28 protein-coding genes are annotated in these 22,959 nt (G+C 74.2%); 17 read left to right on the top strand and 11 right to left on the bottom strand.

The genetic code is table 11. From position 1 onward, the window contains the following. Positions 1-109: 109 nt before the first annotated feature. Together ACWD3O_RS19255 and ACWD3O_RS19250 are read left to right on the top strand one after the other, a co-directional pair. A complete protein-coding gene (locus ACWD3O_RS19255; protein ID WP_451416669.1) occupies positions 110-1,714 on the top strand; it encodes an MFS transporter in 1,605 nt (534 codons plus the stop codon). A 129-nt stretch (positions 1,715-1,843) separates the two neighbouring features. Beyond that, positions 1,844-2,806 carry an Lrp/AsnC family transcriptional regulator gene (locus tag ACWD3O_RS19250; protein WP_451416668.1) on the top strand — a complete coding sequence of 321 codons (963 nt, stop codon included), beginning with the start codon at positions 1,844-1,846 and terminating at the stop codon, positions 2,804-2,806. A 36-nt stretch (positions 2,807-2,842) separates the two neighbouring features. Here ACWD3O_RS19250 and ACWD3O_RS19245 read toward each other — a convergent pair whose 3' ends face one another. Further along, positions 2,843-3,037, bottom strand: a complete 195-nt coding sequence (locus ACWD3O_RS19245) for a hypothetical protein (RefSeq protein ID WP_451416667.1) — start codon at positions 3,035-3,037, stop codon at positions 2,843-2,845. A 96-nt stretch (positions 3,038-3,133) separates the two neighbouring features. Between ACWD3O_RS19245 and ACWD3O_RS19240 the strand changes: the two genes are divergently transcribed. Continuing rightward, a complete protein-coding gene (locus ACWD3O_RS19240; protein WP_451416666.1) occupies positions 3,134-3,610 on the top strand; it encodes a hypothetical protein in 477 nt (158 codons plus the stop codon). Positions 3,611-3,615: 5 nt separating this feature from the next. On the opposite strand, the gene ACWD3O_RS19235 is transcribed toward ACWD3O_RS19240, so the two are convergent. From ACWD3O_RS19235 to ACWD3O_RS19215, 5 genes are all read right to left on the bottom strand, one after another. After that, positions 3,616-3,999 (bottom strand): STAS domain-containing protein, encoded by a 384-nt coding sequence (locus ACWD3O_RS19235; RefSeq protein ID WP_451416665.1) that lies wholly within the window; start codon positions 3,997-3,999, stop codon positions 3,616-3,618. A gap of 24 nt (positions 4,000-4,023) precedes the next feature. Then, positions 4,024-5,133, bottom strand: coding sequence for a cobalamin B12-binding domain-containing protein (locus ACWD3O_RS19230; RefSeq protein WP_451416664.1), 1,110 nt, complete (start codon positions 5,131-5,133; stop codon positions 4,024-4,026). After that, positions 5,130-6,743 (bottom strand): PP2C family protein-serine/threonine phosphatase, encoded by a 1,614-nt coding sequence (locus tag ACWD3O_RS19225; protein ID WP_451416663.1) that lies wholly within the window; start codon positions 6,741-6,743, stop codon positions 5,130-5,132. The genes ACWD3O_RS19230 and ACWD3O_RS19225 overlap by 4 nt, the downstream gene beginning before the upstream one ends. 298 nt (positions 6,744-7,041) lie before the next feature. Further along, positions 7,042-7,431, bottom strand: coding sequence for a hypothetical protein (locus ACWD3O_RS19220; protein WP_451416662.1), 390 nt, complete (start codon positions 7,429-7,431; stop codon positions 7,042-7,044). Positions 7,432-7,630: 199 nt separating this feature from the next. Then, a complete protein-coding gene (locus tag ACWD3O_RS19215) occupies positions 7,631-8,473 on the bottom strand; it encodes an SDR family NAD(P)-dependent oxidoreductase (RefSeq protein WP_451416661.1) in 843 nt (280 codons plus the stop codon). A gap of 153 nt (positions 8,474-8,626) precedes the next feature. Here ACWD3O_RS19215 and ACWD3O_RS19210 point away from each other — a divergent pair, with 153 nt between their 5' ends. The 8 genes from ACWD3O_RS19210 (at position 8,627) to ACWD3O_RS19175 (ending at position 15,675) form a co-directional block, all read left to right on the top strand. Further along, complete coding sequence (locus ACWD3O_RS19210) at positions 8,627-9,118, top strand: MSMEG_6728 family protein (protein WP_451408723.1); 492 nt, start codon at positions 8,627-8,629, stop codon at positions 9,116-9,118. Between the two features lie 281 nt (positions 9,119-9,399). Further along, the gene (locus tag ACWD3O_RS19205) at positions 9,400-10,647 is read left to right on the top strand and encodes an ATP-binding protein (protein ID WP_451416660.1); all 1,248 of its coding nucleotides are present in this window, start codon (positions 9,400-9,402) and stop codon (positions 10,645-10,647) included. Then, entirely contained in the window at positions 10,644-11,045 is a 402-nt protein-coding gene (locus ACWD3O_RS19200; RefSeq protein ID WP_356132005.1) for a roadblock/LC7 domain-containing protein, read from the top strand. The genes ACWD3O_RS19205 and ACWD3O_RS19200 overlap by 4 nt, the downstream gene beginning before the upstream one ends. Then, positions 11,042-11,416 carry a DUF742 domain-containing protein gene (locus ACWD3O_RS19195; RefSeq protein ID WP_451408721.1) on the top strand — a complete coding sequence of 125 codons (375 nt, stop codon included), beginning with the start codon at positions 11,042-11,044 and terminating at the stop codon, positions 11,414-11,416. The genes ACWD3O_RS19200 and ACWD3O_RS19195 overlap by 4 nt, the downstream gene beginning before the upstream one ends. Then, positions 11,391-11,990, top strand: a complete 600-nt coding sequence (locus tag ACWD3O_RS19190) for a GTP-binding protein (RefSeq protein WP_451408720.1) — start codon at positions 11,391-11,393, stop codon at positions 11,988-11,990. The genes ACWD3O_RS19195 and ACWD3O_RS19190 overlap by 26 nt, the downstream gene beginning before the upstream one ends. 79 nt (positions 11,991-12,069) lie before the next feature. After that, a complete protein-coding gene (locus tag ACWD3O_RS19185) occupies positions 12,070-13,416 on the top strand; it encodes a cytochrome P450 (protein ID WP_451416659.1) in 1,347 nt (448 codons plus the stop codon). A 304-nt stretch (positions 13,417-13,720) separates the two neighbouring features. Beyond that, entirely contained in the window at positions 13,721-14,920 is a 1,200-nt protein-coding gene (locus ACWD3O_RS19180; protein ID WP_451416744.1) for a cytochrome P450, read from the top strand. Next, a complete protein-coding gene (locus ACWD3O_RS19175; protein ID WP_451416658.1) occupies positions 14,917-15,675 on the top strand; it encodes an enoyl-CoA hydratase/isomerase family protein in 759 nt (252 codons plus the stop codon). The genes ACWD3O_RS19180 and ACWD3O_RS19175 overlap by 4 nt, the downstream gene beginning before the upstream one ends. Positions 15,676-15,723: 48 nt before the next feature. Here the strand turns inward: ACWD3O_RS19175 and ACWD3O_RS19170 are convergent, their stop codons facing one another. Both ACWD3O_RS19170 and ACWD3O_RS19165 read right to left on the bottom strand, forming a co-directional pair. Then, positions 15,724-16,146, bottom strand: coding sequence for a TspO/MBR family protein (locus ACWD3O_RS19170; RefSeq protein WP_451416657.1), 423 nt, complete (start codon positions 16,144-16,146; stop codon positions 15,724-15,726). A gap of 234 nt (positions 16,147-16,380) precedes the next feature. Further along, positions 16,381-16,986 (bottom strand): helix-turn-helix domain-containing protein, encoded by a 606-nt coding sequence (locus ACWD3O_RS19165; RefSeq protein ID WP_451416743.1) that lies wholly within the window; start codon positions 16,984-16,986, stop codon positions 16,381-16,383. A 150-nt stretch (positions 16,987-17,136) separates the two neighbouring features. Between ACWD3O_RS19165 and ACWD3O_RS19160 the strand changes: the two genes are divergently transcribed. Both ACWD3O_RS19160 and ACWD3O_RS19155 read left to right on the top strand, forming a co-directional pair. Then, positions 17,137-18,123: an alpha/beta fold hydrolase gene (locus ACWD3O_RS19160; RefSeq protein ID WP_451416656.1), complete on the top strand. Its 987-nt coding sequence runs from the start codon at positions 17,137-17,139 to the stop codon at positions 18,121-18,123. A gap of 69 nt (positions 18,124-18,192) precedes the next feature. Continuing rightward, positions 18,193-18,675, top strand: a complete 483-nt coding sequence (locus tag ACWD3O_RS19155) for a pyridoxamine 5'-phosphate oxidase family protein (protein ID WP_451416655.1) — start codon at positions 18,193-18,195, stop codon at positions 18,673-18,675. Between the two features lie 11 nt (positions 18,676-18,686). Here the strand turns inward: ACWD3O_RS19155 and ACWD3O_RS19150 are convergent, their stop codons facing one another. Beyond that, positions 18,687-19,079, bottom strand: coding sequence for a hypothetical protein (locus tag ACWD3O_RS19150; RefSeq protein WP_451408713.1), 393 nt, complete (start codon positions 19,077-19,079; stop codon positions 18,687-18,689). A 13-nt stretch (positions 19,080-19,092) separates the two neighbouring features. After that, complete coding sequence (locus ACWD3O_RS19145) at positions 19,093-19,389, bottom strand: hypothetical protein (RefSeq protein WP_451416654.1); 297 nt, start codon at positions 19,387-19,389, stop codon at positions 19,093-19,095. 307 nt (positions 19,390-19,696) lie between these two features. On the opposite strand from ACWD3O_RS19145, the gene ACWD3O_RS19140 reads away from it, so the two are divergent. From ACWD3O_RS19140 to ACWD3O_RS19125, 4 genes are read left to right on the top strand one after another with little or no spacing between them, the layout of a single operon-like run. Next, positions 19,697-20,464: a gas vesicle protein gene (locus ACWD3O_RS19140; protein WP_451416653.1), complete on the top strand. Its 768-nt coding sequence runs from the start codon at positions 19,697-19,699 to the stop codon at positions 20,462-20,464. Next, the gene (locus ACWD3O_RS19135; RefSeq protein WP_451408710.1) at positions 20,461-21,411 is read left to right on the top strand and encodes a gas vesicle protein; all 951 of its coding nucleotides are present in this window, start codon (positions 20,461-20,463) and stop codon (positions 21,409-21,411) included. The genes ACWD3O_RS19140 and ACWD3O_RS19135 overlap by 4 nt, the downstream gene beginning before the upstream one ends. 46 nt (positions 21,412-21,457) lie before the next feature. Continuing rightward, on the top strand, positions 21,458-21,772 hold the full coding sequence (locus ACWD3O_RS19130) for a gas vesicle protein K (RefSeq protein ID WP_451408709.1): 315 nt from the start codon (positions 21,458-21,460) through the stop codon (positions 21,770-21,772). After that, positions 21,769-22,581 carry a GvpL/GvpF family gas vesicle protein gene (locus ACWD3O_RS19125; protein WP_451408708.1) on the top strand — a complete coding sequence of 271 codons (813 nt, stop codon included), beginning with the start codon at positions 21,769-21,771 and terminating at the stop codon, positions 22,579-22,581. The genes ACWD3O_RS19130 and ACWD3O_RS19125 overlap by 4 nt, the downstream gene beginning before the upstream one ends. Here ACWD3O_RS19125 and ACWD3O_RS19120 read toward each other — a convergent pair. Then, positions 22,571-22,945 (bottom strand): DUF1330 domain-containing protein, encoded by a 375-nt coding sequence (locus ACWD3O_RS19120; protein WP_451408707.1) that lies wholly within the window; start codon positions 22,943-22,945, stop codon positions 22,571-22,573. The genes ACWD3O_RS19125 and ACWD3O_RS19120 overlap by 11 nt on opposite strands. Positions 22,946-22,959 lie beyond the last annotated feature (14 nt).

Genomic DNA, 22,959 nt, shown 5'->3' with positions numbered 1-22,959 from the left:
GTGTCGGATTTCCGGGCGGCGGGGGAGCTGGCTGGCCCGGAAAGGCTGGTCAGGCGCACAGTGACCCGTCGGAAACACGCACGCCTCGACGGGGGAGAACCGCAACACCATGGGCAAGTCGAACAAGGGGCGACCGGCGGTCGTCGCCCTCGCATGCGTCGGGGTCTTCGTCGCCTACCTGCCGGTGGTGACCGTCGCCGTCAGCCTCCCCGCCATCCAGCGCGCGCTCCACGCCTCCACCGGCCAACTCGCGTGGATCCAGGACGCGTTCGTGCTGCCGATGGCCGCGCTGATCCTCACCGCCGGCGTGCTCGGCGACATCCACGGGCGCCGCAGGGTGTACCTCGCCGGCCTCGGCCTGTGCGCGGCCGGCGCGGTGGCCGCCCTGTGCGCCGGGTCGGTGCAGATGTTGTGGACCGGCCAGGCCCTCGCCGGAGCGGGCGCGGCCGCGCTGCTCCCGGTCACCCTGGGACTGATCAGCCACGCCGTGCCGGACCACCAGCAGCGCGGCAAGTACATCGGCATATGGACGACCTGCATGATGGGCGCCATGGTGGTGGGCCCCCTGGTCGCCGGACCGGTCGTCACCCACCTCGGCTGGCGCTGGATCTACGTGCTGCCGCTGGTCTGCGCCCTGATCGCCCTGGCGACGGCGGCCCGACTGCTGCCCGACAGCCGCTCGCCGCACGCCCGCCGACCGGACGTGCCCGGCCAGGTCACCGCCGCCGTCGCGATCACGGCCCTGGTGTACGGCGTGATCGAGGGCGGCGAGGCCGGGTTCTCGCACCCCGCCTCCTTCCTCGCGCTGGCCCTCGCCGCGGTGGCGCTCGCCGCCTTCGTGGTCGTCGAGCGCCGCAGCGCGTCCCCGATGCTCGACCTCACCCTCTTCCGCAGCCCCGGCTTCACCGCCTCCGCGCTGGTGGCCGCGGTCAGCTTCCTCGGGCTGATCGGCTTCTTCTTCGTGCTGAGCCTCTACCTCGGCATCGTGCAGCGGCTGGGCACCACCGAGGCGGCGCTGCGCGTGATCCTGGTGAACCTGGTCTCCATGACGCTCGGCCTGGCGGCGGGCAGGATCATGCGGCACGTCCGGCCGCGTGTCCTGATCACCACCGGTCTGCTCGTCGCCGCCGCCGCGCTGGCCACCATGCTCGGCCTGGAGGCGGACACCTCCTACCTGGCCCTGGCCTGGCGGCTCGCCCTCCTGGGCCTCGGCCTGGGCCTGGTGATGCCCTGCATCACCGCCGTCGCCGTCTCCTCGGTGCCACCCCACCAGGCCGGAATGGCTGGCACCGGCAACAACGCCTTCCGCCAGGTCGGCAGCGCCCTCGGCCCGGCCCTGCTGGGCACCCTGCTCGCCTCCCGGGCGGTGGACTCCCTCCCGGGCCGGATGGACGAGGCGGGGGTGGCCGCGCCGGCCGCGCGCCGGGCGGTGGAGGCCGCCCGCGAGGACGGCGTCGGCGCGGTGGCCGGCCTGGACCTCGGCCCCGACACCGGGCGCGCCATGGACGCCCTGTCCGCCGCCTTCCTGGACGGCCTGCGGCTCTGCCTCACCGTCTCCTCCACCCTGCTGGTGGTCGCCGCCCTCGCCGCCGCGGTGCTGCTCCGGCCGCGCCGCGCACCCGCCGCCGGGGGGCCCGCGGTGGCCGCCGGGGCGCCGGGGTCCACGGCGGAGACCGGTTCGGAGCCCTCGACCGCCCCGGCGTCCGCGCACTGAACGCGCCGCACGCAGGGCCTCCCGTCGTACCCGGCGGCACGCGGCCCGGCGGCCGTCCCCGGGCCGCGGCCCTACGATGACCGGGCGGCCCACGGGCCGTGCCCGCCCCTCCCCGTCCAGGTGGTCCCCATGAGTTCCCCGCCCCTCGACGCCCTCGACCTCAAACTCCTGCAGGCACTGGAACTCGACGGACGGGCTCCCTTCAGCCGCATCGCCCAGGTGCTCGGCGTCTCCGACCAGACCGTGGCCCGGCGCTACCGGCGGCTGCGCGCCAACGCGCGCCTGCGGGTCACCGGATCGACGGACCGCGGCCGGCTCGGCCAGGAGGGCTGGATCGTCCGTCTGGGGTGCTCCCCGGGGGCGGCCGTGTCACTGGCCGACGCGCTGGCCCGCCGGCCCGACACCCGGTACGTCGACCTCATGTCCGGCGGCAGCGAGGTCGTGTGCGGGATCACCCCGGCCGACCGGCGGCAGCGGGACGAACTCCTGCTGGAGCGGCTTCCGCGTACCCCCCGGGTGTCGTCCATGAGCAGCCACTGCCCGCTCCGCCCGTTCTACGGCGGTTCCCTCGGCTGGCTCCGCAAGATCAGCGCGCTGGCCGCCGAGGAGGAGGCCGCCCTGCGACCCCCGGCCGCCGACCCGCCCGAGGAACCGGTCGTGCTCGACCCGACGGACGAGGCGCTGCTGGCCGCCCTGCGCCGCGACGGGCGGGCACCCCTGGCCGAACTCGCGTCCGCCACCGGGCGCTCCGAGGACGTCGTCCGCCGCCGGCTGGCCCGGCTCCGGCGGAGCGGAGTGCTCTACCTGACCGTGGAGTACGCCCACGAACCCCTCGGGCAGGCGGTGCCCGCGATGTGCTGGCTGACCGTCGCCCCCCAGGGGCTGGCCGAGGTCGGCCGGGCCGTGGCCACCCACCCCGAGGTCAGCTTCGCCTCGGCCGTCACCGGGCGGGCCAACCTGGTCGTCTCCCTGCTGTGCCGGACCACCGACCACCTGTACGGCTACGTGACCGAACGGCTGGGAGCGCTGGAGTCGGTCGTCTCCGTGGAGACCACGCTGGTCCTGCGCCGGGTCAAGGCCCTGACCCACTAGGCCGTCCGCCGCGACGCGGAGGCGGACCAGGGCCGGTCAGTCGGCCGGCCCGGTACGGAGCCGCCGCAGGTCCCGCACGAGCGTGTACGAAGCAGCGAGGAGGATCACGGCCCCGGCCACGGGCCAGAGGACCGATGCCCCGGAGCGGTACTCCCGCACGGCGGGAACGAGCAGGATTAGCCCGGCGAGGAGGCCGAGGGCCGAGATCAGAGCGCTGATGCGGTGAGTCACGGGGACATCGTCGACGATGATCCCGGTCGGCGGGAGTGATCCGAGGGAACGGCCTGTTCGTTGCGGGGCCGCAGGTTCGCCTCGGGCGGTCAAGGCATGCCGGAGGAGCCCGACGTGCGGGTGGAACCGTTCCTGATCGCCCGGCATCCGCTCACGGTCGCCCAGGTCCGGCACTGGCTGCCCGCGTACGAGGACGGCTTCGCCGAGTCGGCCACCAGCACCGCCCGGCTGGAGGACGACCTGGACGACCTGCTCGCGGCGCTGCCCTTCCGGCTGCCCAGCGAGGCGGAATGGGAGTACGCCAACGCCTTCGGGCTGGCGGCGATGGGATCGGCCAACGAGATCTGCGCCGACGTCTGGATCCCGCACCTGACCGACGCGCCGGCGGACGCGCGCCCCCGCACCGGTGACGGTCCCCGGGTGGTGCGCGGAGGGGGCGGCCACCTCCACCCGTGGCAGGGCTGCGACGAGTGGCTGCTCTTGATGTCCGCCACCCGGGGCCCCTGCCACGACTTCACCGCCGTCCGCCCGGTCGCCCCCGTGCCGACCGGCAGGCCGAGCACCGGGGCGTGAGGGGGCTACGGCTCCGAGGCGACGTCAGGGGTGGTCCCGGCGGCCGGCGCGCCGGGCAGGGGCGTGCTCAGGTGCTCGTACGTGCCGGTGATCTCGAGCATGCGCCTGAGTTTCGGGCCCAGGTGGTCGAGGTGGAAGCTGATGCCGTGCCGGCCCGCCAGGCGGTGGGTCATCAGCAGGACGGACAGGCCCGTGGAGTCGACCGTCCCCAGCTCGCGGCAGTCCACGCGCAGTTCCCGCACGCCGGTGTGTTCCCGCAGGAGCTGCCGGACGGTTTGGACCATCTCGTCGCCGGTGTCGTAGTCGAGGTCGCCGCGCAGGACGAGGCGCACGGTGCCCGGGCCGAGGAACTGGAGGACGGCGAGGGATTCGTCGGGGGAGGCGGTCACGGGGACTCTTCCGGCGTGGGGGCTTCAGGGGCGGGTGGTGAGCGCGGTCCGGCCGGCGTCGAGGACGCGGCGGGCGCGGGGAAAGTCGCGTAGGTCTTCCTCCAGCAGGTCCAGGGCCGGCAGGAGGGAGCGGTCCGGGACGCCGCGGGCGGTGAGGACCTCCGCGGTCCAGGTGAGGAAGCCGGTGAAGAGGTCGTCGTCGTCCACGTACAGGGCGGCGGTGAGGAAGTCGACGATGTGGGCGATGTCCTCCGCGGTGCGCTCCCGCTGGTCGTCGTCGTAGCGGGCCATGGCGGGGAAGCGCTCCTGCAGCCGCTGGAAGGTGTCGCGGACCAGGGTGCGGGAGGACTGGCGGACGAGGGTGTACTCCTGGTCGGTCAGGTGCGGCAGGTCGTCGGCCACCTGGTGCGGCGGCCGGGGGAGGGGCAGGGGGCCGGCGGAGAGCCGGTCGGCGGCGGCGCGGGCCTCGGGCGCCCAGGCGTCCGCGCCCAGCAGGCGGGCGTAGCGTCCGTCGGCGCCGAAGGCGAGCCCGCCGACCATGACCGGTGTGCCGACGGCCTGCACGGCGGTGATGGCGGCGTGGGCCGGAGGCAGGCGGGTAGAGAGCGCCGCGGACAGGCAGACGGCGTCGGCGCCGGTGCGGTGGATCTGGCTGATCAGGTGGGCGGTGGGCACCTGGGCGCCGAGGTAGGCGACCTGCCAGCCGCGCAGCCGGAGCGTCTCGGCGAGCAGGCGCGCGGGCAGCGCGTGCCATTCCTTGTCGACGCAGGCGACGGTCACCCTGCCGAGGAAGGTGTCGGGGCGCCGGACGGGCAGTGCGGCGATGACGCGGTCGTTGATGGCGGTGGCGGCGTGTTCGTCGGCGACGCTCATGCGGGCGGCGGCCCACTCGATGCCCACCTTGTGCTGGACGGCGCCGACGACCTCCAGGAGGATGGTCTCGGGATCCAGGCCGGCGTCCAGGGCGTTGGTGACGACGTCGAGGGCGGAGTACTCGTCCGCCGCCCGCACGGCCGTGAAGAGCTTGTCCGCCCACTCCCCGGCCCGCTCGTCGCTCGGGGCGGGGGCGAGGCGGGCGCCGATGCCGTGCCGGCCGGGCTCGTCGCCGAGATCGGTCGTGAGGATGTCCGTCATGCTGTGTACCTGCCTGGGGTCGTTCCGTCGACGGCACTGAGGTGCGCGCCGCGCGGGGCGGTGATGGCCAGGACGGCGATGTCGTCGTGGCGTCCGTCGCCGATCCACTCGTCGGCGAGCATGCGCACGCGTTCTACGACTGCCTCCGCGGGCATCCCGGCGCATCCGCGCAGGGAGCGCCGCAGTCGCTCCTCGCCGAACATGGTGTCGCCCAGCGGGCCGCCCCTGGCCTCCGTGACGCCGTCCGTGTAGAGCAGGCAGGTCTCGCCCGGTGCGAGCCGCACCTCGGCGGTGCGGGTGGTGATCTCGGGCAGGACACCGATCAGGGAGCCGCCGGTGTCGGCCTCCTCCACGCCTCCGTCGCGGCGCAGGATCAGCGGCGGCGGGTGGCCGGCGGAGGTCAGGCGCAGGAGGACGTCGCGTTCCTCGCGCCGGGCGGACGCCAGGACGAGGGTCACGAAGCGGGTGGACTCGGCGTTGCGCAGGGCGCTGTTGAGCCCTCGCAGCATCTGGCCGTGGTCGCCGCCCAGGGGGAGCAGGGCGTGCAGGGAGTTGCGGATCTTGCCGGTGAGGACCGCGGCCTCCAGGCCCTTGCCGGCCACGTCGCCGAGTACGGCCAGGGACTCTCCGCTGTCCGGGCCGGCCGGGTGGACGTCGTAGAAGTCCCCGCCGACGCGGTCGGTGTCGACGCTGGCCCGGTAACCGCCGGCGAACTCCACCCCGTCGACCTGCCGCAACGTGGGCGGCAGCAGGTCGCGCATGAGGATGTCGGTGATCGCGTTCTGCTCGGCGTACAGCCGCGCGGCGGACATCGCCGCGCCGGCCCGCGCGGCGAACAGACCGGCGAACGCCTCCTCCGACGCGCTGAACGCGGACTGCGGGGCCCGGCGCAGCAGGATCAGGGCGCCGGCCGGCACGCCGTGGCCGGGAAGCGGGGTGATGGCCAGCGAGCCGACCTCGCCGAACCCGTCGGGGACCAGCCAGTCGGGAGCGGCGGCGGGGTCGATCCAGCGGGAGGGCACCGGCGGGAAGCCCCGCAGCGCTTCCGGCAGACCGGGCACGCGGTGCACGGCGCTGGAGACGGTGGAGTGGGTCAGGCCTCCTCGCGGGTCGCAGACGACCATCGGCAGCTTCCTCGCCGCGGTCGGCGCGATGACCAGGGCCGCGTCGGCCAGGTGCTCGACGGCCAGACGCGCGGTGACCTCCATGCACCGCTGCAGGTTCAGCGACGCGAGCAGGGCGCTCGACGCCTCCGTGAGGAACCGGGTGCGTTCGCGTTCGGTCCTCAGCTCGTGCACCGCCGACCGGTAGGCGGTCTCCTCCACCAGCCACCACGCCGTGTCCCCGTCGGCGAGCGCCGACGGATGCGCCGAGAAGAATCCTTCGCCCACCGCGCCGCCGACCGAGCCGGTGCCGGCCGTCGCGGCGGCGAGCCAGTCCGGCGACGACAGCGCCTCACCGACGCGGGCACGGGGCAGCAGGGTCCGGGCGGCGTCGTTGAGTTCGGCGACGTGCCCGGCCGCGTCCATCACCACCACCGGGTAGGGAGCGGCGGCGGCACTCACCGCACTCGAGGTGCGAGCGCGGGACCTGTCCGGGGACGCGTGCATGGGAAGGGCACCCTCCGGGGGAGAAGGCCCTCAATCTTTCTCAAGGGCGGAAATACTTGCTCAATGACAACGGTCTCGCATGTCAGGGCCTTGGTGCAACCCTGGCGCCCGTGGCCTTGTTCACCACAGGTGACCAGTGGCTTTTACAAGATACCCGCCGCTTTCGCTCTGCTTGGGCGCTGAATCTTCACGTTCGTCCCTGAGCGGCACGCGGAGCAGGGGGCGGTGTCCCAAACCGCACAGCGGGGGCCGGTCCGCCCGACGGCGGCCCGGCCCCCGACCGCGGGACCCACGGCGGTCAGCCGCGCTTGCGGCGCACGACCATCCAGACCAGGGCGACACCCGCACCCGTCATCAGGGCGGTGCGGTAGCGGCCCACGGCCAGAGTGGTGCGCACCGCGGTGACCGCCTGGGTGGCCCCCGCCTTCACGGGGGCGGGCACGGTCTCGCCCACCTTGCCGGTGACGTCGACCGCGCGGGTCTTCAGCTGGCCCGCCCGGGCGGTGATCTGCGGGGCGACCTCGGCCGCCTTCTCGCGCGCCTTGGCCGTGGTGCCCGACAGGGCGGCGGTGGCCCGGGCGGTGGAGGCCTGAGCCGTGCGGCCCAGCTTCTTCCCGCTCTCGCCGGCCTGACCGCCCAGGCCCTTCAGCCCGGAGGTGAACCGTTCCTTCTGCTGCGTCCTGCTCACGAGCGGCACTCCGTTCATGGTGGGTGGATGCTCGGGGGCCTCCCTCGGGCCGCGGGCCCTCGAGGACACCCCCTTCATCCCCTGATGGCCCCGATCGCCGCACTCACACCCCCAAGGACCGGACACTTCGCGTCGCACGCGGCGTCATGGGCCTCCCGGGGCGGCACGGCACGGCGGGCACCGCCCCCTGACGCCCGCCTCAGTACCGGGGCAGCGCCGGCGCCTTCCGGTGGGCGAGGACGTCGGCCCGCGCGGCCATCAGGTGGGCGCCGAACTCGTCGTTCAGCAGGTAGAACTCGCCCTTGGCGGACTGCTCGAAGAAGACCCGGGCGGCCTCCATCGGGTCCATGGCGGTCGCGTTGAGCCGCAGCATCTGGGCGCGGTGCCCCTCGGCCGCGGCGACGTCGCCGCTCTCCTCGGCGCCGCCCGCCGCCTCGAAGATGTTGGAGAGGACGGCCCCCGGCAGCACCGCCTGCACGTGGACGTGGTCCCCGTGGCCCGCCGCCTGGACCTCCAGGCTCAGGCACTCGGTCAGCGCCAGCACGGCGTGCTTGCTGACGATGTACGGCGCCTGCAGCGGGGCCGCGCCCACGCCGCCGACCGAGGAGAGGTTCCAGACCCACGACTGCCCGGGCTCGGCCATCATCTTCGGCAGGAAGGCGCGGACGCCGTGGAAGGCGCCGTCGACGTTGACGGACATGACGCGCCGCCAGTTCTCGACCGGGGTGTCCCACAGGTAGCCGAACTGCTCCACGCCCGCGTTGTTCACCAGCAGCCGCACCGGGCCCATCTCGGCCAGGGTGCGGTCGGCGAGCCGGGCCACGGCCTCGGCGTCGCGGACGTCGCACTCCACGTCGAGGGCGCGGGCGCCGGCCGCCTCCAGTTCCTCGCGCAGCGCCGCCACCGCGGCCGCGTCGACGTCGGCCAGGACCACGCTCATGCCCAGCTCGGTGGCGGCGTAGCGGGCCAGCCCCGCCCCGATGCCCGAACCGGCGCCGGTGATGACGGCGACCCCGCCCCCGAACAGCTCCCGAGCGGTCATGTTCCTCCCCTTTCCGACGTGGCGGACCCCGCGTCCGCGGTGCGCGGGTGAGCGCGCGCCCGAACTGTAGATCATGGGACGGGCGTTGCGCCGGGCGGGTGAACCGCGGGCGTCCTCCGGCTGGCCGGGGCCCGGCCGGGTAGACGGCACGACGTGCAGACCTTCCTCCCGTACGCGGACTTCCGCCGGTCCGCGCTGGCGCTGGACCGGCGGCGGCTCGGCAAGCAGCGCGTCGAGGCCCTGCAGGTCTTCCGCGCCCTGACCGTTCCCGGTTACGGCTGGCAGCACCATCCCGCCGTGCGGATGTGGGCCGGGTACGAGGAGGCCCTGGTGCGCTACGGGCTGGAGATCTGCCGGGTGTGGCGGGAGCAGGGCCGGCCGGACACCTGCGCGGACTCGCTGACCACCGAGTACGCCGCGCTGCGGCCCGACGCCGCGGACGTGCGCCCGCAGAAGGAGCTGGCCGAGGCCGGGGAACTGCCGCTCTGGCTGGGGGACCGGGCCTTCCACCGCAGCCACCGCTCGGCGCTGCTGCGCAAGGACCCGGACGAGTACGCCACGCGGTTCGCCGGCGTTCCGGACGACCTCCCGTACGTCTGGCCCCCCTCGGACCGGGAGCGTCCGCGGGGCCGGGAAAAATCGTGATCTCGACGGGCGAGCGGGGAAGCGGAACCGGGCGACGGCTGCGCCGTCAAGGGCCGTTCGGCGGCCGGAGGTCCCAACGGCCGCACTCCGCAACCGCTTTGTGACCGAAGGGGCCCTGCCGCTACGTCCGTTTATGCCCTGCGGTGAGGAGCTTGCAGAGATAGTTGGTACCTCCAGCTACTGCTAGGGTGAAGCTCCCCCCATAGGCTGACGGTGCGTCAAGCGGAAGCGTCGGCACGACTGTGGGGCTTCGGTCATGAATGCGACGTGAAGAGAGTCCCATGACGTCTTTGCTCCAGGATCCGCTCCTGTGGATCTTGCTGGTGGTGCTCGTAGCCGCCGTGGCCGCGACGACCCGCGCGCGGCGGACCAACATGGCGCTCCGCGTCCAGAAGGACGCGCTCCAGCGTGAGCTCGGAGCGGAGAAGACCGAGCGGGCGCAGCTGCGGAACGAGCTGACGGCGCTCGAGCACCGGCACCACGACGCGCTCTCCCAGGTGCGCCAGGAGGCCGAGGAGGAGACCAAGTCCGTCCTCAAGGCCGCGATGCGCACCCTGCAGGTCCTGGCGGACGAGCAGCAGCTGATCATCGACCGCACGCAGAAGAACTACGGCGACGACCCCGGCGTGGTCGCCGACCTGATGGAGATCGACCACTCCAACAGCCAGTTCAACCGCCGTGCCCAGGGCATCGCGGTGCTCTGCGGCGGCTGGCTGGGACGCCGTGAGCACCCCGCCACCGTCTTCGACGTGGCGCGCAGCGCCCAGGGCCGCATCCGCCACTTCGACCGGGTGGAGATCAACGCCCAGGTCAACGTGACCGTCGTGAGCAAGGCCGTCGAGCCGCTCGCCGTGGTGCTGGCCGAGCTGCTGGCCAACGCCACCAACTACAGCGCCCCCGAGATGCCGGTCGTCGTCAGCATCCAGTCCGTCCCCAACGGCGTCTGCGTGATCATCGACGACTACGGCGTGGGCATGAGCCAGGAGGAGAAGGACCGCGCGGCCGAACTGCTGGCCCCGCGCGGCCCGGTGGACCTGGTCGCGCTGGGCAACCCGCCGAAGTTCGGCTTCGCCGTGTCCGGTGTGCTCGCCGCCCGCTACGGGTTCCGCGTCTCCGTCGACACCCCCTCCCCGTACGGCGGTGTGCGCGCCGTCATCCTGCTGCCGGAGGACCTGCTGACGGCCGAGACCCCCGCCCCCGCCGCGGCCGGCGGCACCCACGACACCGCCGCCGCCGCGAACACCGCGGAGCGGACCCGCAGCCTCGCGCCCGCCGCCCCGGCCACCGTGCCCACCGCTCCCACCCGTGCCGTGGGCACCACCGCCGGAGGACTGCCGAAGCGCCGGCGCGTCGCCGCCGCCCAGACCCCGGCCCGCACGACCCGGCCCGAGCCGGAGCCGGAGCCGGATCAGCACGACAGCCCGTCCGCGAGCAGCAGCGAGACGACCGCCTCACGGATCGGAGCTTTCGCGCGGGGGACCGCCCGCGGACGGGACACGACCACCTCGGAAGGATCCGAAGAGCAGTGAATGACCAGCTTTCGTGGGTGCTGGACGACGTTCTGACGGTACGCGGCGCCCGGCACGCCATCCTCGTCTCGGCCGACGGCCTGCTGATGGAGCGGTCCAACGGCATCGAGCGGGACGACGCCGAGAAGAACGCGGCGGCCATGAGCAGCATGCAGTCCCTCAGCCGCGCGGTCGCCCCGTTCGTCGGCGGCGGCAACGGCACCTGGAAGCAGACGCTGATCGAGTACGACGGGGGCTGGATCTTCCTGATCGCCGCCGGCAGCGGCGCCTACCTGGCCGCCTCCGCCGCCCTCGACGTCGACATGGAGACCATGTCGTTCCGGATGCAGCAGCAGGTGAGCGCCCTGGGCAAGGCGATGACCTCCCCGGCGCGCGGCGACGCCGGTGCCGACGCATGACGAGGCCCCCCGAGGACGATCTGGTGACCGGGGACTTCGTCCGGTCCTACGTCATCACCGGCGGGCGGCGGCTGCCCTCACCGACGGACCTGTCGCTGCACACCCTGGTCACCCTGGCGCCCGACCGTGAGCTCCCCCGCCGGGCGAGCCCCGAGGTCCGGGCCATCTGGAACATCTGCGGCGGCGGCTACCTCTCGGTCGCGGAGGTGGCCGCCCACCTCGGGCTGCCGACCGCCGTCGCCCGGCTGCTGCTGACCGATCTCGCCGAACAAGGGCATCTGCTGCGCCGTGCCGCACCGCCGCCGGCCCAAGCCGTTGACCGAGGGACCCTCGAAGAGGTGTTGCATGGACTCCACAAGCTATTCGGCTGACCGGCCGGCGGCCACGTACCTGCCGGCGGGCGTCAGGCGAGCCGTCAAGATCGTCGTCGTGGGGCACTTCGGTGTCGGCAAGACGACCTTCATCGGCAGCCTCTCCGAGATCGAACCCCTGCGCACCGAGGAGAGGATGACCGTGGCCTCGGCCCCGGTCGACGACCTCAGCGGGGCGGGCGCCAAGGAGACCACCACGGTCGCCCTGGACTTCGGCCGCATCACGCTCAGCGAGGAACTGGTCCTCTACCTGTTCGGCACCCCCGGCCAGCAGCGGTTCGTCCAGCTCTGGGAGGACATGACGGTGGGCGCGCTCGGGGCGCTGCTGCTGGTCGACCCGGCACGCCTGGAGTCCACCTTCCCGGTCATCGACCTGGTCGAGAGCTTCGGCCTCGAGTACGCCGTCGCGGTCAACAGCTTCGACCCGGCGGTCCGGTTCGAGGAGAGCGAGATCAGGGAGGCGCTGGACCTGCTCCCGGACACGCCCGTCGTCCACTGCGACGCCCGCGACGTCGTCTCGTCCGCCGAGGCGCTCAAGGAACTCGTCCGGCACCTGCTCACCCGCACGGGCTGAGCGGGCACGCCGGCCCGCCTCTTCTCCTGTCCCCCCTGGCCCGGGCCGCAAGGACGCCGGGACGCCGAAGGAACGCACCATGGACCTCACGCCCGCCGCCGACGGCGGCACACCCGCCCGTTGCCCCATGCACGGCGCGGACTTCGCGGCCGACCCGCACGCCGTCTACGACGCGCTGCGCGCCCAGGGACCGGCCGGCCCGGTGGAACTCGCGCCCGGGGTGGACGCCACGCTGGTCGTGGGACACGAGGCGGCGCTGCGGGTGCTGCAGAACAACACGCTCTTCGCCCGCGACTCCCGCCGCTGGAACGCGCTGCGGGAGGGCCGGATCGCCCCGGACAGCCCCGTGCTGCCGATGATGATGTTCCGGCCCAACTGCCTGTTCACCGACGGCGCCGAGCACCTGCGGCTGCGCAAGGCGGTCACCGACAGCCTCGACGCCGTCGACGGTCGCCAACTCGCGCGCGACGTGCGGCAGATGGCGGACTTCTTGATCGACCGGTTCAGCGAGCGCGGCCGCGCGGACCTGATCGAGGAGTACGCCAAGCTGCTGCCACTGCTGGTCTTCAACAAGCTCTTCGGCTGCTCGGCCGACATCGGGGACCGGCTCACCCGCTCCATGGCGGCCATCTTCGAGGGCCGGGACGCCATCCGCGCCGACCAGGAACTCACCGCCTGCCTGATGGAACTGGTGGCCCTCAAGCGCCGCGAGCCGGGCGACGACGTCACCAGCCGGCTCGTCCAGCACCCCGCCGGTCTCAACGACACCGAGCTGAAGGACCAGTTGGTGATGCTGATGGGCGCCGGGGTGGAACCCGAGCGCAACCTCATCGGCAACACCGTGCTGCTGATGCTCTCTCCCGAGGGCTCCGGCCTGCTCATCGAGGAGGCCGTCGAGCACGTCCTGTGGGACAACCCGCCCATCGCCAACTACGCCACGCACTACCCGAAGCAGGACGTCGAGCTGGCCGGCACCCGGCTGCCCGAGGGCACCCCGGTGGTGATCAGCTTCGCCGGGGCGAACGCCGACCCCGCCCTCAACCAGGCCCGGCGTTCCCGCAGCCAGGGCGCCCACCTGTCCTGGGGGGCCGGGCCGCACAAGTGCCCGGCGAGCTCCCCGGCGCAGGTCATCGCCCTCACCGCGGTGGAGAAGCTCTTCAACGAGCTGGACGAACTGACCCTGGACGCCCCCGCCGAGGACCTGCGGTGGCGCCAGGGCGCGTTCCACCGCGCCCTCGCCTCGCTGCCGGTGCGCTTCAGCCCCTCCGCGGCCACCCGGGTCGCCGCCATGACCGGACGCCACCCGCTGCCGCCGCCCGTCGCCCAGCCGTCCCCGTCCGCCCCCCGGACCGCCCCCGCGCAGCCGGCGGCGCCCGCCCGGAAGAAGGGGTTCTGGGGCACGTTCCTCGACGTCTTCCGCCTCTGAGGCACGCCGTGGCCGCGCCCCGCCGCAGTCCGTCCGTAGTCCGTGAACCGCAAGGGGAGGAACCAGGATGAGCGCTGTCGCCGACCCCGCCGCCGGAGGCCCGGCCGGCTGCCCTGCCCACGAGGCGCGTGCCGTGACCGTCCCGCCACCGGGGAACCGGGCAACGGGCCCGCGGCCGGCGGACGGCCGGACCGCCGACCGGCGGACTGCCGACCGGCGGACTGCCGACCGTCGGACTGCCGACCGTCGGACTGCCGACGGGGGGCCCGTCGACCGGCGGACCGTCATCTCCCTGGTACGGCGCCTGCGTTCGGCCGACGGGCAGCGGGACCCGCTGCCCGTCTACCGGGCCTTCCAGGACCTGGGCGATGTGGTGCCCGCCCCCTGGGGCGGCCACTTCCTCACCCGGTACGACCTCTGCAACGAGGTGCTGCGCTCCCGTGACTGGCTCACCCCCGACATCGCCTGGCAGGAACGACAGCCGGACCCCGGGCGCTGGCACGCGCCGGCCACCCTGGAGATGAGCCGCACCCTCTCCCGCCTCAACGCGCCCCTCCACACCACCCAGCGGCGCGCCCTCGGCAACCTGTTCGACCGCGGCACCCTGGAGGCCGTGCGCCCCCGGATCGAGGAGCACGTCGACGACCTCCTCGACGCCCTGGACACGGCTCTCCGCGCCCGGGGGGAGGCCGACTTCGTCACGACGGTCGCCGACCGCCTGCCGATCCGGACCGTCGGCGGATGGCTGAACCTCCCCGAGGAGGACCACGACCGGATCCTGGGCTTCACGCACCGCCAGGTCTTCGCCCAGGAACTGCTGCCGACCAGGAGCCAGCTGGCGGTCTCCGAGGCGGCCACCCTGGAGATGCGGGCCTACTTCACCGCGCTGCTGAAGCACCGCCGCGCCCACCTCGGCGACGACGTCCTCTCCGACTGGATCCGGTACTGGGACGACCACCACGCCGGTGACCGGGAGGCCGCCGACCGGGTGCTCTACCACCTGACGATGTTCGTCACCATCGCCTCCCTGGAGACCACCGCGACCCTGCTCTCCACCACGGTCGCCCTGCTCCTCGCCGACCCCGCCCGCTGGGAGTGGCTGCGGGACCACCCCGAGCACGTCGACGACGCCGTGGACGAGGCGCTGCGGTACGACCCGCCCATCTGGCTCAACAGCAGGATCGCCGCGCAGGACACCGTCCTCGGAGGCGTGCCGATGGCCAGGGACACCGTCGTCCACGTGCTGTACGGGGCCGCCAACCACGACCCGCGGCGCAACCCCGACCCCGGCACCTTCGACGTCCTCCGCAAGGGCGCGCACCTCACCTTCGGCGGCGGAGTGCACTACTGCCTGGGCGCGGGGCTCGCCCGGCTGGAGGCGCGCACGCTGCTCACCCGGCTGCTGAAACGTTTCCCCACCCTGCGGCTCGCCGCCGACGGGCCCGAGTACGCGCCCCGGATGGTGTTCCGCCGCATCACCTCGCTCACGCTGGAGACCGCATGACCCCGACGTTCAAGACCCTGCGCGTACGGCGCGACGGGGACGTGCTGCGGGTGGAGCTCAACCTGCCGGAGCGGGGCAACGCCGTGTGCGAGGCGATGCTGGACGACCTGCTGCGGGTACTGGAGGGGCAGGAGCCGTCCGTGCGGGCGGTGGTGCTCTCGGCGGCCGGTGACGACTTCTGCCTCGGCGGCGACCGGGTCGAGTTCGCCGAGCAGCTCGAACGCGATCCGGACGGGGCCGGAATCCGGACCTCCGGGGACAAGGCGCGCCGCGTCTGCGCCGCGCTGTCCCGCAACCCGGCGGTGACCGTCGCCAAGGTCCGCGGGCGCGCGGTCGGGGCCGGGTTCGCCCTGGCCCTCGCCTGCGACCTGCGGATCGGGGCGGAGGACGCCACGTTCCGGCTGCCCGAGGTCGCGCTGGGGCTGCCGGTGGCCTGGGGCGGGCTGCTGCCGCGGCTGCTCGACGAGGTCGGCACGGCGCGGGTGCGGGAGATGGTGCTCACCGGGCGGCCGGTGGGGGCCGAGGAGGCGCTGCGGTGGTCCATCCTCCAGCGGGTGGCGCCGGCCGGTGACCTCGACGCGGAGGCCGACGCGTGGATCAGGCCCGCGCTGCGGCGGCCGCGGGGCGGGCTCCGGATGACCAAGGCGCTGCTGGAGGCGCACGGGACCGCGTCGCGGATGGCCGACGCGTCGGTGCTGGACGGGGAACTGATGGCGGCGGCGCTGCTGGCCGGGCAGCGGGGCGGCCTCCGGTAACCCCGGCAGCCGCCCCGGACCCCTCCGCCAGCCGCCGGCGAGCCCCGGTCAGCGGTTCCGGCGCGCGACGGACCCGCTGAGGGCAGTGGCGAACAGGCACCACCCCGCGTACGGCAGCAGGGCCGCGGCGGCGGGGCGGTCGACCCGCGCCACGCGACGGATCAGCCCCAGGTTCACCGCGTCCAGCAGCAGCGCCCCCGCGAAGCCGGCGGCCGGGCTGCGCCGGGCGAAGAACAGCCAGGTCCAGGAGGCGTTGAGCGCCAGGTCGGCGCCGAACCAGGCGGCCAGGGCCCGCCGTTCCCGGCCGCGCGCCCGGTCCAGGGAGCGGCCCGCGCTCCACGCGATCGTGGCGTACAACGGCGTCCACACCGCCGGGAACGCCTTCGCCGGGGGCTGCCAGGACGGCTTGTCCAGCCCGGCGTACCAGTCGTCGGACGGCCCCGCCGCCCGTGCCCCCACCCAGGCACTCACGGCCACCGCGGTACTCGCCGCCGCATACGGCCACCGTTCCCCGGCGGCACCCCGCACGGTCCTGCGCTCATCACTCATACGCGCCGGGTACCCACCCGTCCCCGCCTCCCCTGCGGAGCTCGGCGGCTTCTTCGACGTTTCTCAGTCGACCCAGGTCACCACGGCCACGGCGATTTCTGTCCCGCCTGCCGCGCGCACCACCGGCCCCGGTGCAGAGAAGCGCTGGAAACGCCGCTACCGAGGCCTGGGCCCGCCCGCGGGTGGGGTGCGGGGGCGGAGGCGTTCGCCCTGGGGGCCGAACATGATGAGGTACTCGACCGGGCCGGCGGGGCCGGCGTTCGCGACGCCGTGGGGTTCGCGGGTGTCGAACTCGGCGAAGTCGCCGGCGCTCAGCACGAGGTCCTGGTCGCCGAGGGCGAGCCACAGCCGCCCGTACAGGACGCACAGCCATTCCCAGCCCTCGTGGGAGACCTGCCGGGGCCGCGCGGGCGGCTCCTGGACGGCGGGCAGGACGTGTTTGTGGGCGTGCAGGCCACCGACGTACCGGGTCAGCGGCAGCACCGCCTTGTCGTCGCCGGCACGGCGGAGCGTGGAGGTGCGGGGCCTCGCGGTGGGGGTGGTCCCGGCCAGTTCGTCCAGGGAGACGCCGTACTGCCGCGCCAACCGCAGCACCACCTCCAGGGTCGGCCCGCGACGGCCGGTCTCGATGCGCGACAGCGTGCTCGGCGAGATGCCGGTCGCGCGGGCGACGCCGGTGAGCGTGGCGCCGCGGCGCTCGCGCGCGGCCCGCAGCCTGGGCCCCATCGCCGCCGACGTACCGGCCAGGTTGTCGCCCGTCACCCGCCCCGCCTCCTTCCGGACGTGCCGCTCCACCGCGGTGTCCTGCAAGTTTGCCAGGATGGCAACGGACATCGCGGCGGACGGTCGCCGCGCCGCATGATCGACGCGTAGCCGTGTACACCCGTACGCCCGCGCACCGAGGAGAGCCCCATGCAGAGCGAGCCGTCCGCCGCACTCCGCCACCGCACCGTCGCGTCACCCGCCGGGCGCCTCCACCTGGTCGAGCAGGGCACCGGCCCGCTGGTCCTGCTGGTGCACGGCTTCCCCGAGTCCTGGTACTCCTGGCGCCGCCAGCTGCCGGCCCTCGCCGCCGCCGGGTACCGGGCGGTGGCGATCGACGTGCGCGGCTACGGCCGTTCCTCCAGGCCCGCCGCGACCGACGCCTACCGGATGCTGGAGCTGGTGGAGGACAACGTCGCCCTCGTGCGCGCCCTCGGCGAGGAGAACGCGGTGGTCGTCGGCCACGACTGGGGCTCCACCATCGCCGCCACCTCCGCCCTGCTCCACCCCGACGTTTTCCGGGCCGTCGCCCTCCTGAGCGTCCCGTACGCGCCGCCCGGCGGCCCCCGCCCCAGCGACGTCTTCGGCGGGATCGGCGGCCCCGGGCAGGAGTTCTACGTCTCCTACTTCCAGGAGCCCGGCCGCGCCGAGGCGGAGATCGAGCCCGACGTGCGCGGCTGGCTCGCCGGCTTCTACGCCGCCCTGTCCGCCGACACCATGCCCGCCCGGGGCGAGCCCGACCCGCACTTCGTCGCGCACGGGGGCCGGCTGCGTGACCGCTTCCCCGCGGACCGCCTCCCGGCCTGGCTCACCGAGGACGATCTCGACGTCTACGCCGGGGAGTTCGAGCGCACCGGCCTGACCGGCGCCCTCAACCGCTACCGGTCCGTGGACCGGGACTGGGAGGACCTCGCCCCCCACCGTGGCGCCCCGATCACGCAGCCGTCCCTGTTCGTCGGCGGCGCCCTGGACGCCTCGACCACCTGGATGTCCGACGCCGTCGACGCCTTCCCCACCACCCTCCCCGGTCTGACCGCCGCCCATCTCGTGGACGGCTGCGGCCACTGGATCCAGCAGGAACGCCCCGAGGAGGTCAACCGCCTGCTGACCGACTGGCTCGACTCCCTCCCGCGCTGAACCGCCGGGCCCGCGACGAGCCGACGGATCCGCGGGCACAGGCGGTGGCCGGGCGGTACGGTGCGCCCCATGGACACCGCGGAGCTCGAGCGCAGGGGCAGGGCCGTCCTCGACGGCAACCGGTTCATGACCCTGGCGACCGCGGACGCGGACGGCGTGCCGTGGGCGTCGCCCGTGTTCTACGTGGCCGACGGCTACTCGACCCTCTACTGGATCTCCTCGCCCGAGGCGACGCAGGTCCGCAACATCGCGGTGCGGCCCCAGGTCGGCATCGTGGTGTTCGACTCCCGGCAGGAGCCGGGCTCCGACGAGGCGGTGTACATGTCCGCCACGGCGTGCGAACCGACCGGAGCCGAACGGGACCGGGGGCTGGAGGTCTACCTGGGCGCGGCGCCGTTCACCGGGGGACCGGAGGCCTTCCGGCCCCCCGGCCGGTACCGCGTGTACCGGGCCACGGTGACCGCGCACTCCATGCTCTGCCCGCTGGCGTCCAGCACGCCGTGCCCTGTGCACGGCCGCGTGTCCGACCACCGCGTCACGGTGCGCCTCTGAGGAACCGCGGGTCAGCCCCAGTCGCCGTTGACCCACGCGACCAGGCGGGCGCGCTTCCGGTGGGGGCACACGGCGGCGTCGTCGGGCGCGCCGCCGTCGGCCCGCAACTGGTACGCCCACTCGCTCGGCCCGTACTCGCCGTCGACGTAGCCGTCCATGCCGTCGAGCCCGTCGAGGAGACCGAGGTCCATGTCGAAGCCGGCGAAGTACCGGCCGGGGGAGGCAGGTTCCATCGAGGCGGGACGGCTGCCGGCACCGGCCGCGGGCCGGTCCTCGAAACAGTCCTCGGAGAGCACCGGCTTCCCCAGCCACCACCCGGCCAGGAAGACGCCATAGAGCGCCGTGGCCGCACCGAGGCGCCGTACCGCGCCCCGGGCGGGCACCCGTGGGGTGTTCCATGACACGAGACGTTCCTCCCTACTGCCAGTCGCCCTCGAACCACGCCTCCAGGCGGGGCCGTGCGTCCATGTCGTTGTCGCAGTAGGAGGCGCTGTCGGTCACCACCACGGCGCTGTACGCCCCGGACACCCCGGTGAAGGGGTCCGGCGCCGGAGCGGGAGGGAAGGCGGAGAAGTCGGGCCCGTACGCCGCCTGGCCGACCTGGCAGGCCGGGGTGACGGGCTGGCCCAGGTACCAGCCGGCGGCGAACACGCCGTAGACGGCGGCGACGACACCGAGGCGGCGCGGGGTGACCCGGCTGCCGGAAATGTTCACCCGCGCCTCCCGCGCGGAAGCGGAACACGAAGGGTGTGCGCCCGCGCCGGAACAGCGGACCCGGTGTCGTCCGGGCGGTCGACGCGGCGGACCCGGGAGGCGGATCCATGACCAACTCGGGGCGGCCGAGGCGGTATTGGGCTCGTGGTGCTCATGGGGGAGGACCCTATCGGGAGGGTGTCGCACGGTGGACGCCCCACCCCCGTCGCACGGTGGACGCCCCACCGGCGGCAGCGTGACGCGTGTCTCCCCGCCGGGACGGGCAGAGCCCAGGTGTGTGGCCGGGCGGACCGGTAAGCCGTAGGGAATGAACGAGGAACAGCCCAGACTTCCCGCCCGTCAGGCCGGCGGGTCACCGGGTGCCGCGGAGCGCTGGCCTGGCTCCTTCGGGTCACCCCCGCGCAGCGCCGCGAACGCCCGCGCGCTCGAACCGCGCCGGGACGGCGAGGGCAGCCTGGCCCATGTTGTGGAGACCCTCCTCGACAAGGGCCTGGTCCTCAACGCCGACATCATGGTCTCGGTGGCCGGCGTCGAACTCCTCGGCATCCGGCTCCGGGCCGCGCTGGCGTCGTTCGAGACGGCGTCCCGCTACGGCCTGGAGTTCCCCGCCGGCACGGACACCGACACCGCCGCCTGGCGCGAGAGCCGGGAGGAGAAGGAGACCTGCCCGCAGTGCTCCAAGAAGGTCCCCACCAAACAGCTGCTGGAGGACTGGTGCCCGTGGTGCGGCTGGCGCAGTGCCCAGGCGCTCTCGGCCGGCGACACGGACGCGACCGGCGGCGACGGCGGTGACAGCGGCGCGGACGGCGGTGACGGCGACGGCGGTGACGCCCGCCAGCTGGAACAGGCACCTACGTCCACGTCCGCCGCGTCCACGTCCGCGTCAACGTCAACGTCAAAGTCCAGGTCCACCAGGAGGGCCACCCGCACCCGCAGCACGGCGCGCAAGAAGGCCGCCGCCGACTCCAACGCCGACGACGACGGCGGGGAGGCGGAGAAGACACCCCGGTCCGGAACCACCCGGAGGACCACCCGGACCCGTGCCGCGCGCAAGAAGGAGGAGGAGACCGAGTGACGCAGCCGCGGCCTCCGATGAAGCCGACCCGCGACCCGCGGGTCACGCTGGACGACCTGGTCGAGGTGCTGCTGAACAAGGGTGCGGTGCTGCACCTCGACCTGATCGTCGCGGTGGCGGACATCCCCCTCATCGGCGTCAGCCTGCGCGCCGCCATCGCCGGCATGGAGACCATGCTGGAGTACGGCATGCTCCGTCAGTGGGACGAGTCGACCCGCGCCTGGGCGGAACGTTCCGCCGGACGGCGCGACCTCGAACTGCGGGCCGGCGAGAGCCTGGTGACCCGGATGCACGGCGGCCACCTGCTGGAGGAGGGCGTGTACACCGGCTGGCGCCCCGGCGGCGTCCACCTCACCGACCAGCGACTGGTCGTGCTGCGCCGCGACCCCCGCGAGGTGCTGTTCGAGGCCGGCATCCGCGACCTGCGCACCGTGCAGCTGGAGACGGAGACCACCGTCGGCGGCGAGCAGCGCACCCGGCTGCGGGTGGCCACCCTGGACGGCGCCACCGCGCTGCTCTCGGCGTCCGACCCGCACGGCCTGCACGAGGCGCTGACGTCGCTGAACCCCGCCCTCGGCGTCCTGCCGCCCGCGCCCGCGGGAGCCCCGCCCGGCGGACTGGAGGGCCACCTCTGGTACCAGGAACCGCGGCGCAGCGGCCCCCTGTGGCGGGGCGGCAAGGGCAGGCTGGGACCGACCGGACTGAGCTGGAAGTCCCCGGTGGACGCGCGCCCGGCCCTGGTGGTGCCCTGCGAGGACCTGCTGGCCGTCCGCGTCGAGGCCGACCGCAGCCCCGCCGGCGACGGGCTGGTGATCGTGGTCGAGACCGCCTCCCACGGGCGGATCGTCCTCGCCGCGGACGACCTGGAACGCTGGGCCTCCGCCCTGGCCGCGACGGCCGCACCGAACACACCCGACCCGTCGGACACGCCGAGCACCCTGGCGTGACGGCGCGGCCCGCGGGCAGCGCGGGAAGGCAAGGAGAGGACGAACCATGGCTCTCACGGTCGACGAGAAGAGTCTCAAGCACGGCGTCCTGGCGCTGGTGCTCACCCTGGTCGAGGTCATCCAGGAGGCCCTGGAGCGGCAGGCGTTGCGCCGGATGGAGGGCGGCGACCTCACCGAGGAGGAGCTGGAACGCCTCGGCGACGCGCTGCTGGAACTGGACGAGGCGCTGGAGGAGATCAAGGCGGACCACGGCATCACCACGTCCGTGGCCGACCTGCACCGCGGCCTCGACGAGGTGGTGGACGACGTGGTCGACAAGCTGGTCAACCCGCAGCGCTGGGCGGAGGAGGCGGGCCGATGAGCGACACCGCCCTCTACGTGTACGCCCTGCTGCCCGACGCCCCCGGCGACCCCGCCGAAGGCGTCACCGGCCTCGACGGGCGGCCCCTCAGGCTGCTGCGGGCCCCCGGCACGGGCCTCGCCGCCCTGGTGCACGACGGCCCGCCCGAGCCCTTCGAAGGCGGCGACGAGCAGGTCCGGCGCTGGGTCGTCGAGCAGGACCGGGCGGTGGTCGCGGTCTGGGAGCGCACCGGCGCCGTCCTGCCGATGACCTTCAACGTGCTGGTCGCGCCCGGCGAGGGCACCGGGGCCGAGGACCGGCTGACCGCCTGGCTCGCCGAGCGCGCGGAGGAACTCGGCGCCCGTCTGCGGGAGTTGGAGGGGCGCGCGGAACTCCGGGTGGAACTGACCGTGGACCGGGAGGAGGCCGTCGGCGACGACGAGCGGGCCCGCGCCCTGGAGGCCGAGATGGCGAGCCGCTCGCCGGGCATGCAACGGCTGCTCGCCAAGAAGCTCGAGCACCTGCGCAAGGAGGCCTCCGAGCGGCTGGCGGACGGCATCCACGCCGACGTGCGCCGTCGGCTGGCCGCGGTGGTCGAGGACATCCGCGACCGCACCCGCACCGTCCGCGACCCCCGCGAGGCGGAGGTGCTGACCGCCGCGCTGCTGGTCCCGGCGGCGGAGATCGAGACGGTCGGCACCGTGCTGGCCGACGTCCAGGACAGCCACCCGGCCGTCCGCGTCCGCTTCCTCGGCCCCTGGCCCCCGTACTCCTTCACGGAGCTGACCTCCGGGCCGGCCGTCCCGGCCGAACAGGGCCTCAGCGGGTGACGGGTCCGGGGGACGTCGGCTGCAGCACGGCCTCGGCCAGTGCCTCGCGCCGCAGGGCGGTGACGGCCTGGTACTCCGGATCGGCCACCATGCGGCAGAACGCCTCGCGGCTGGGGTAGCGGACCAGGAGGACGGCGTCCCAGGCCTGGCCGTCCTCCGCCACCAGCGGACCGTCGCCGGTGCCGGAGTAGACCACCTCGCCCCCGTAACGGGGCAGGAAGGTCTTCCCGACCGCCCGGGAGTACTCCTCGTACGCCTCCCGGCCGCCGGGGGCGAACCGGAGCAGGTTGAGCATGACGACGGGGCCGCCGGGATCCTCGGCCAGCAGGCGCTTGAGGTCCGCTCCGGTGGGATCGATGGCCATGGGGGCTCCTCTCG

The organism is Streptomyces sp. NPDC002640 (assembly GCF_053592575.1).
The sequence above is the reverse complement of the archived record's forward strand: the minus strand, read 5'-3'. Positions and strand labels throughout refer to the sequence as shown.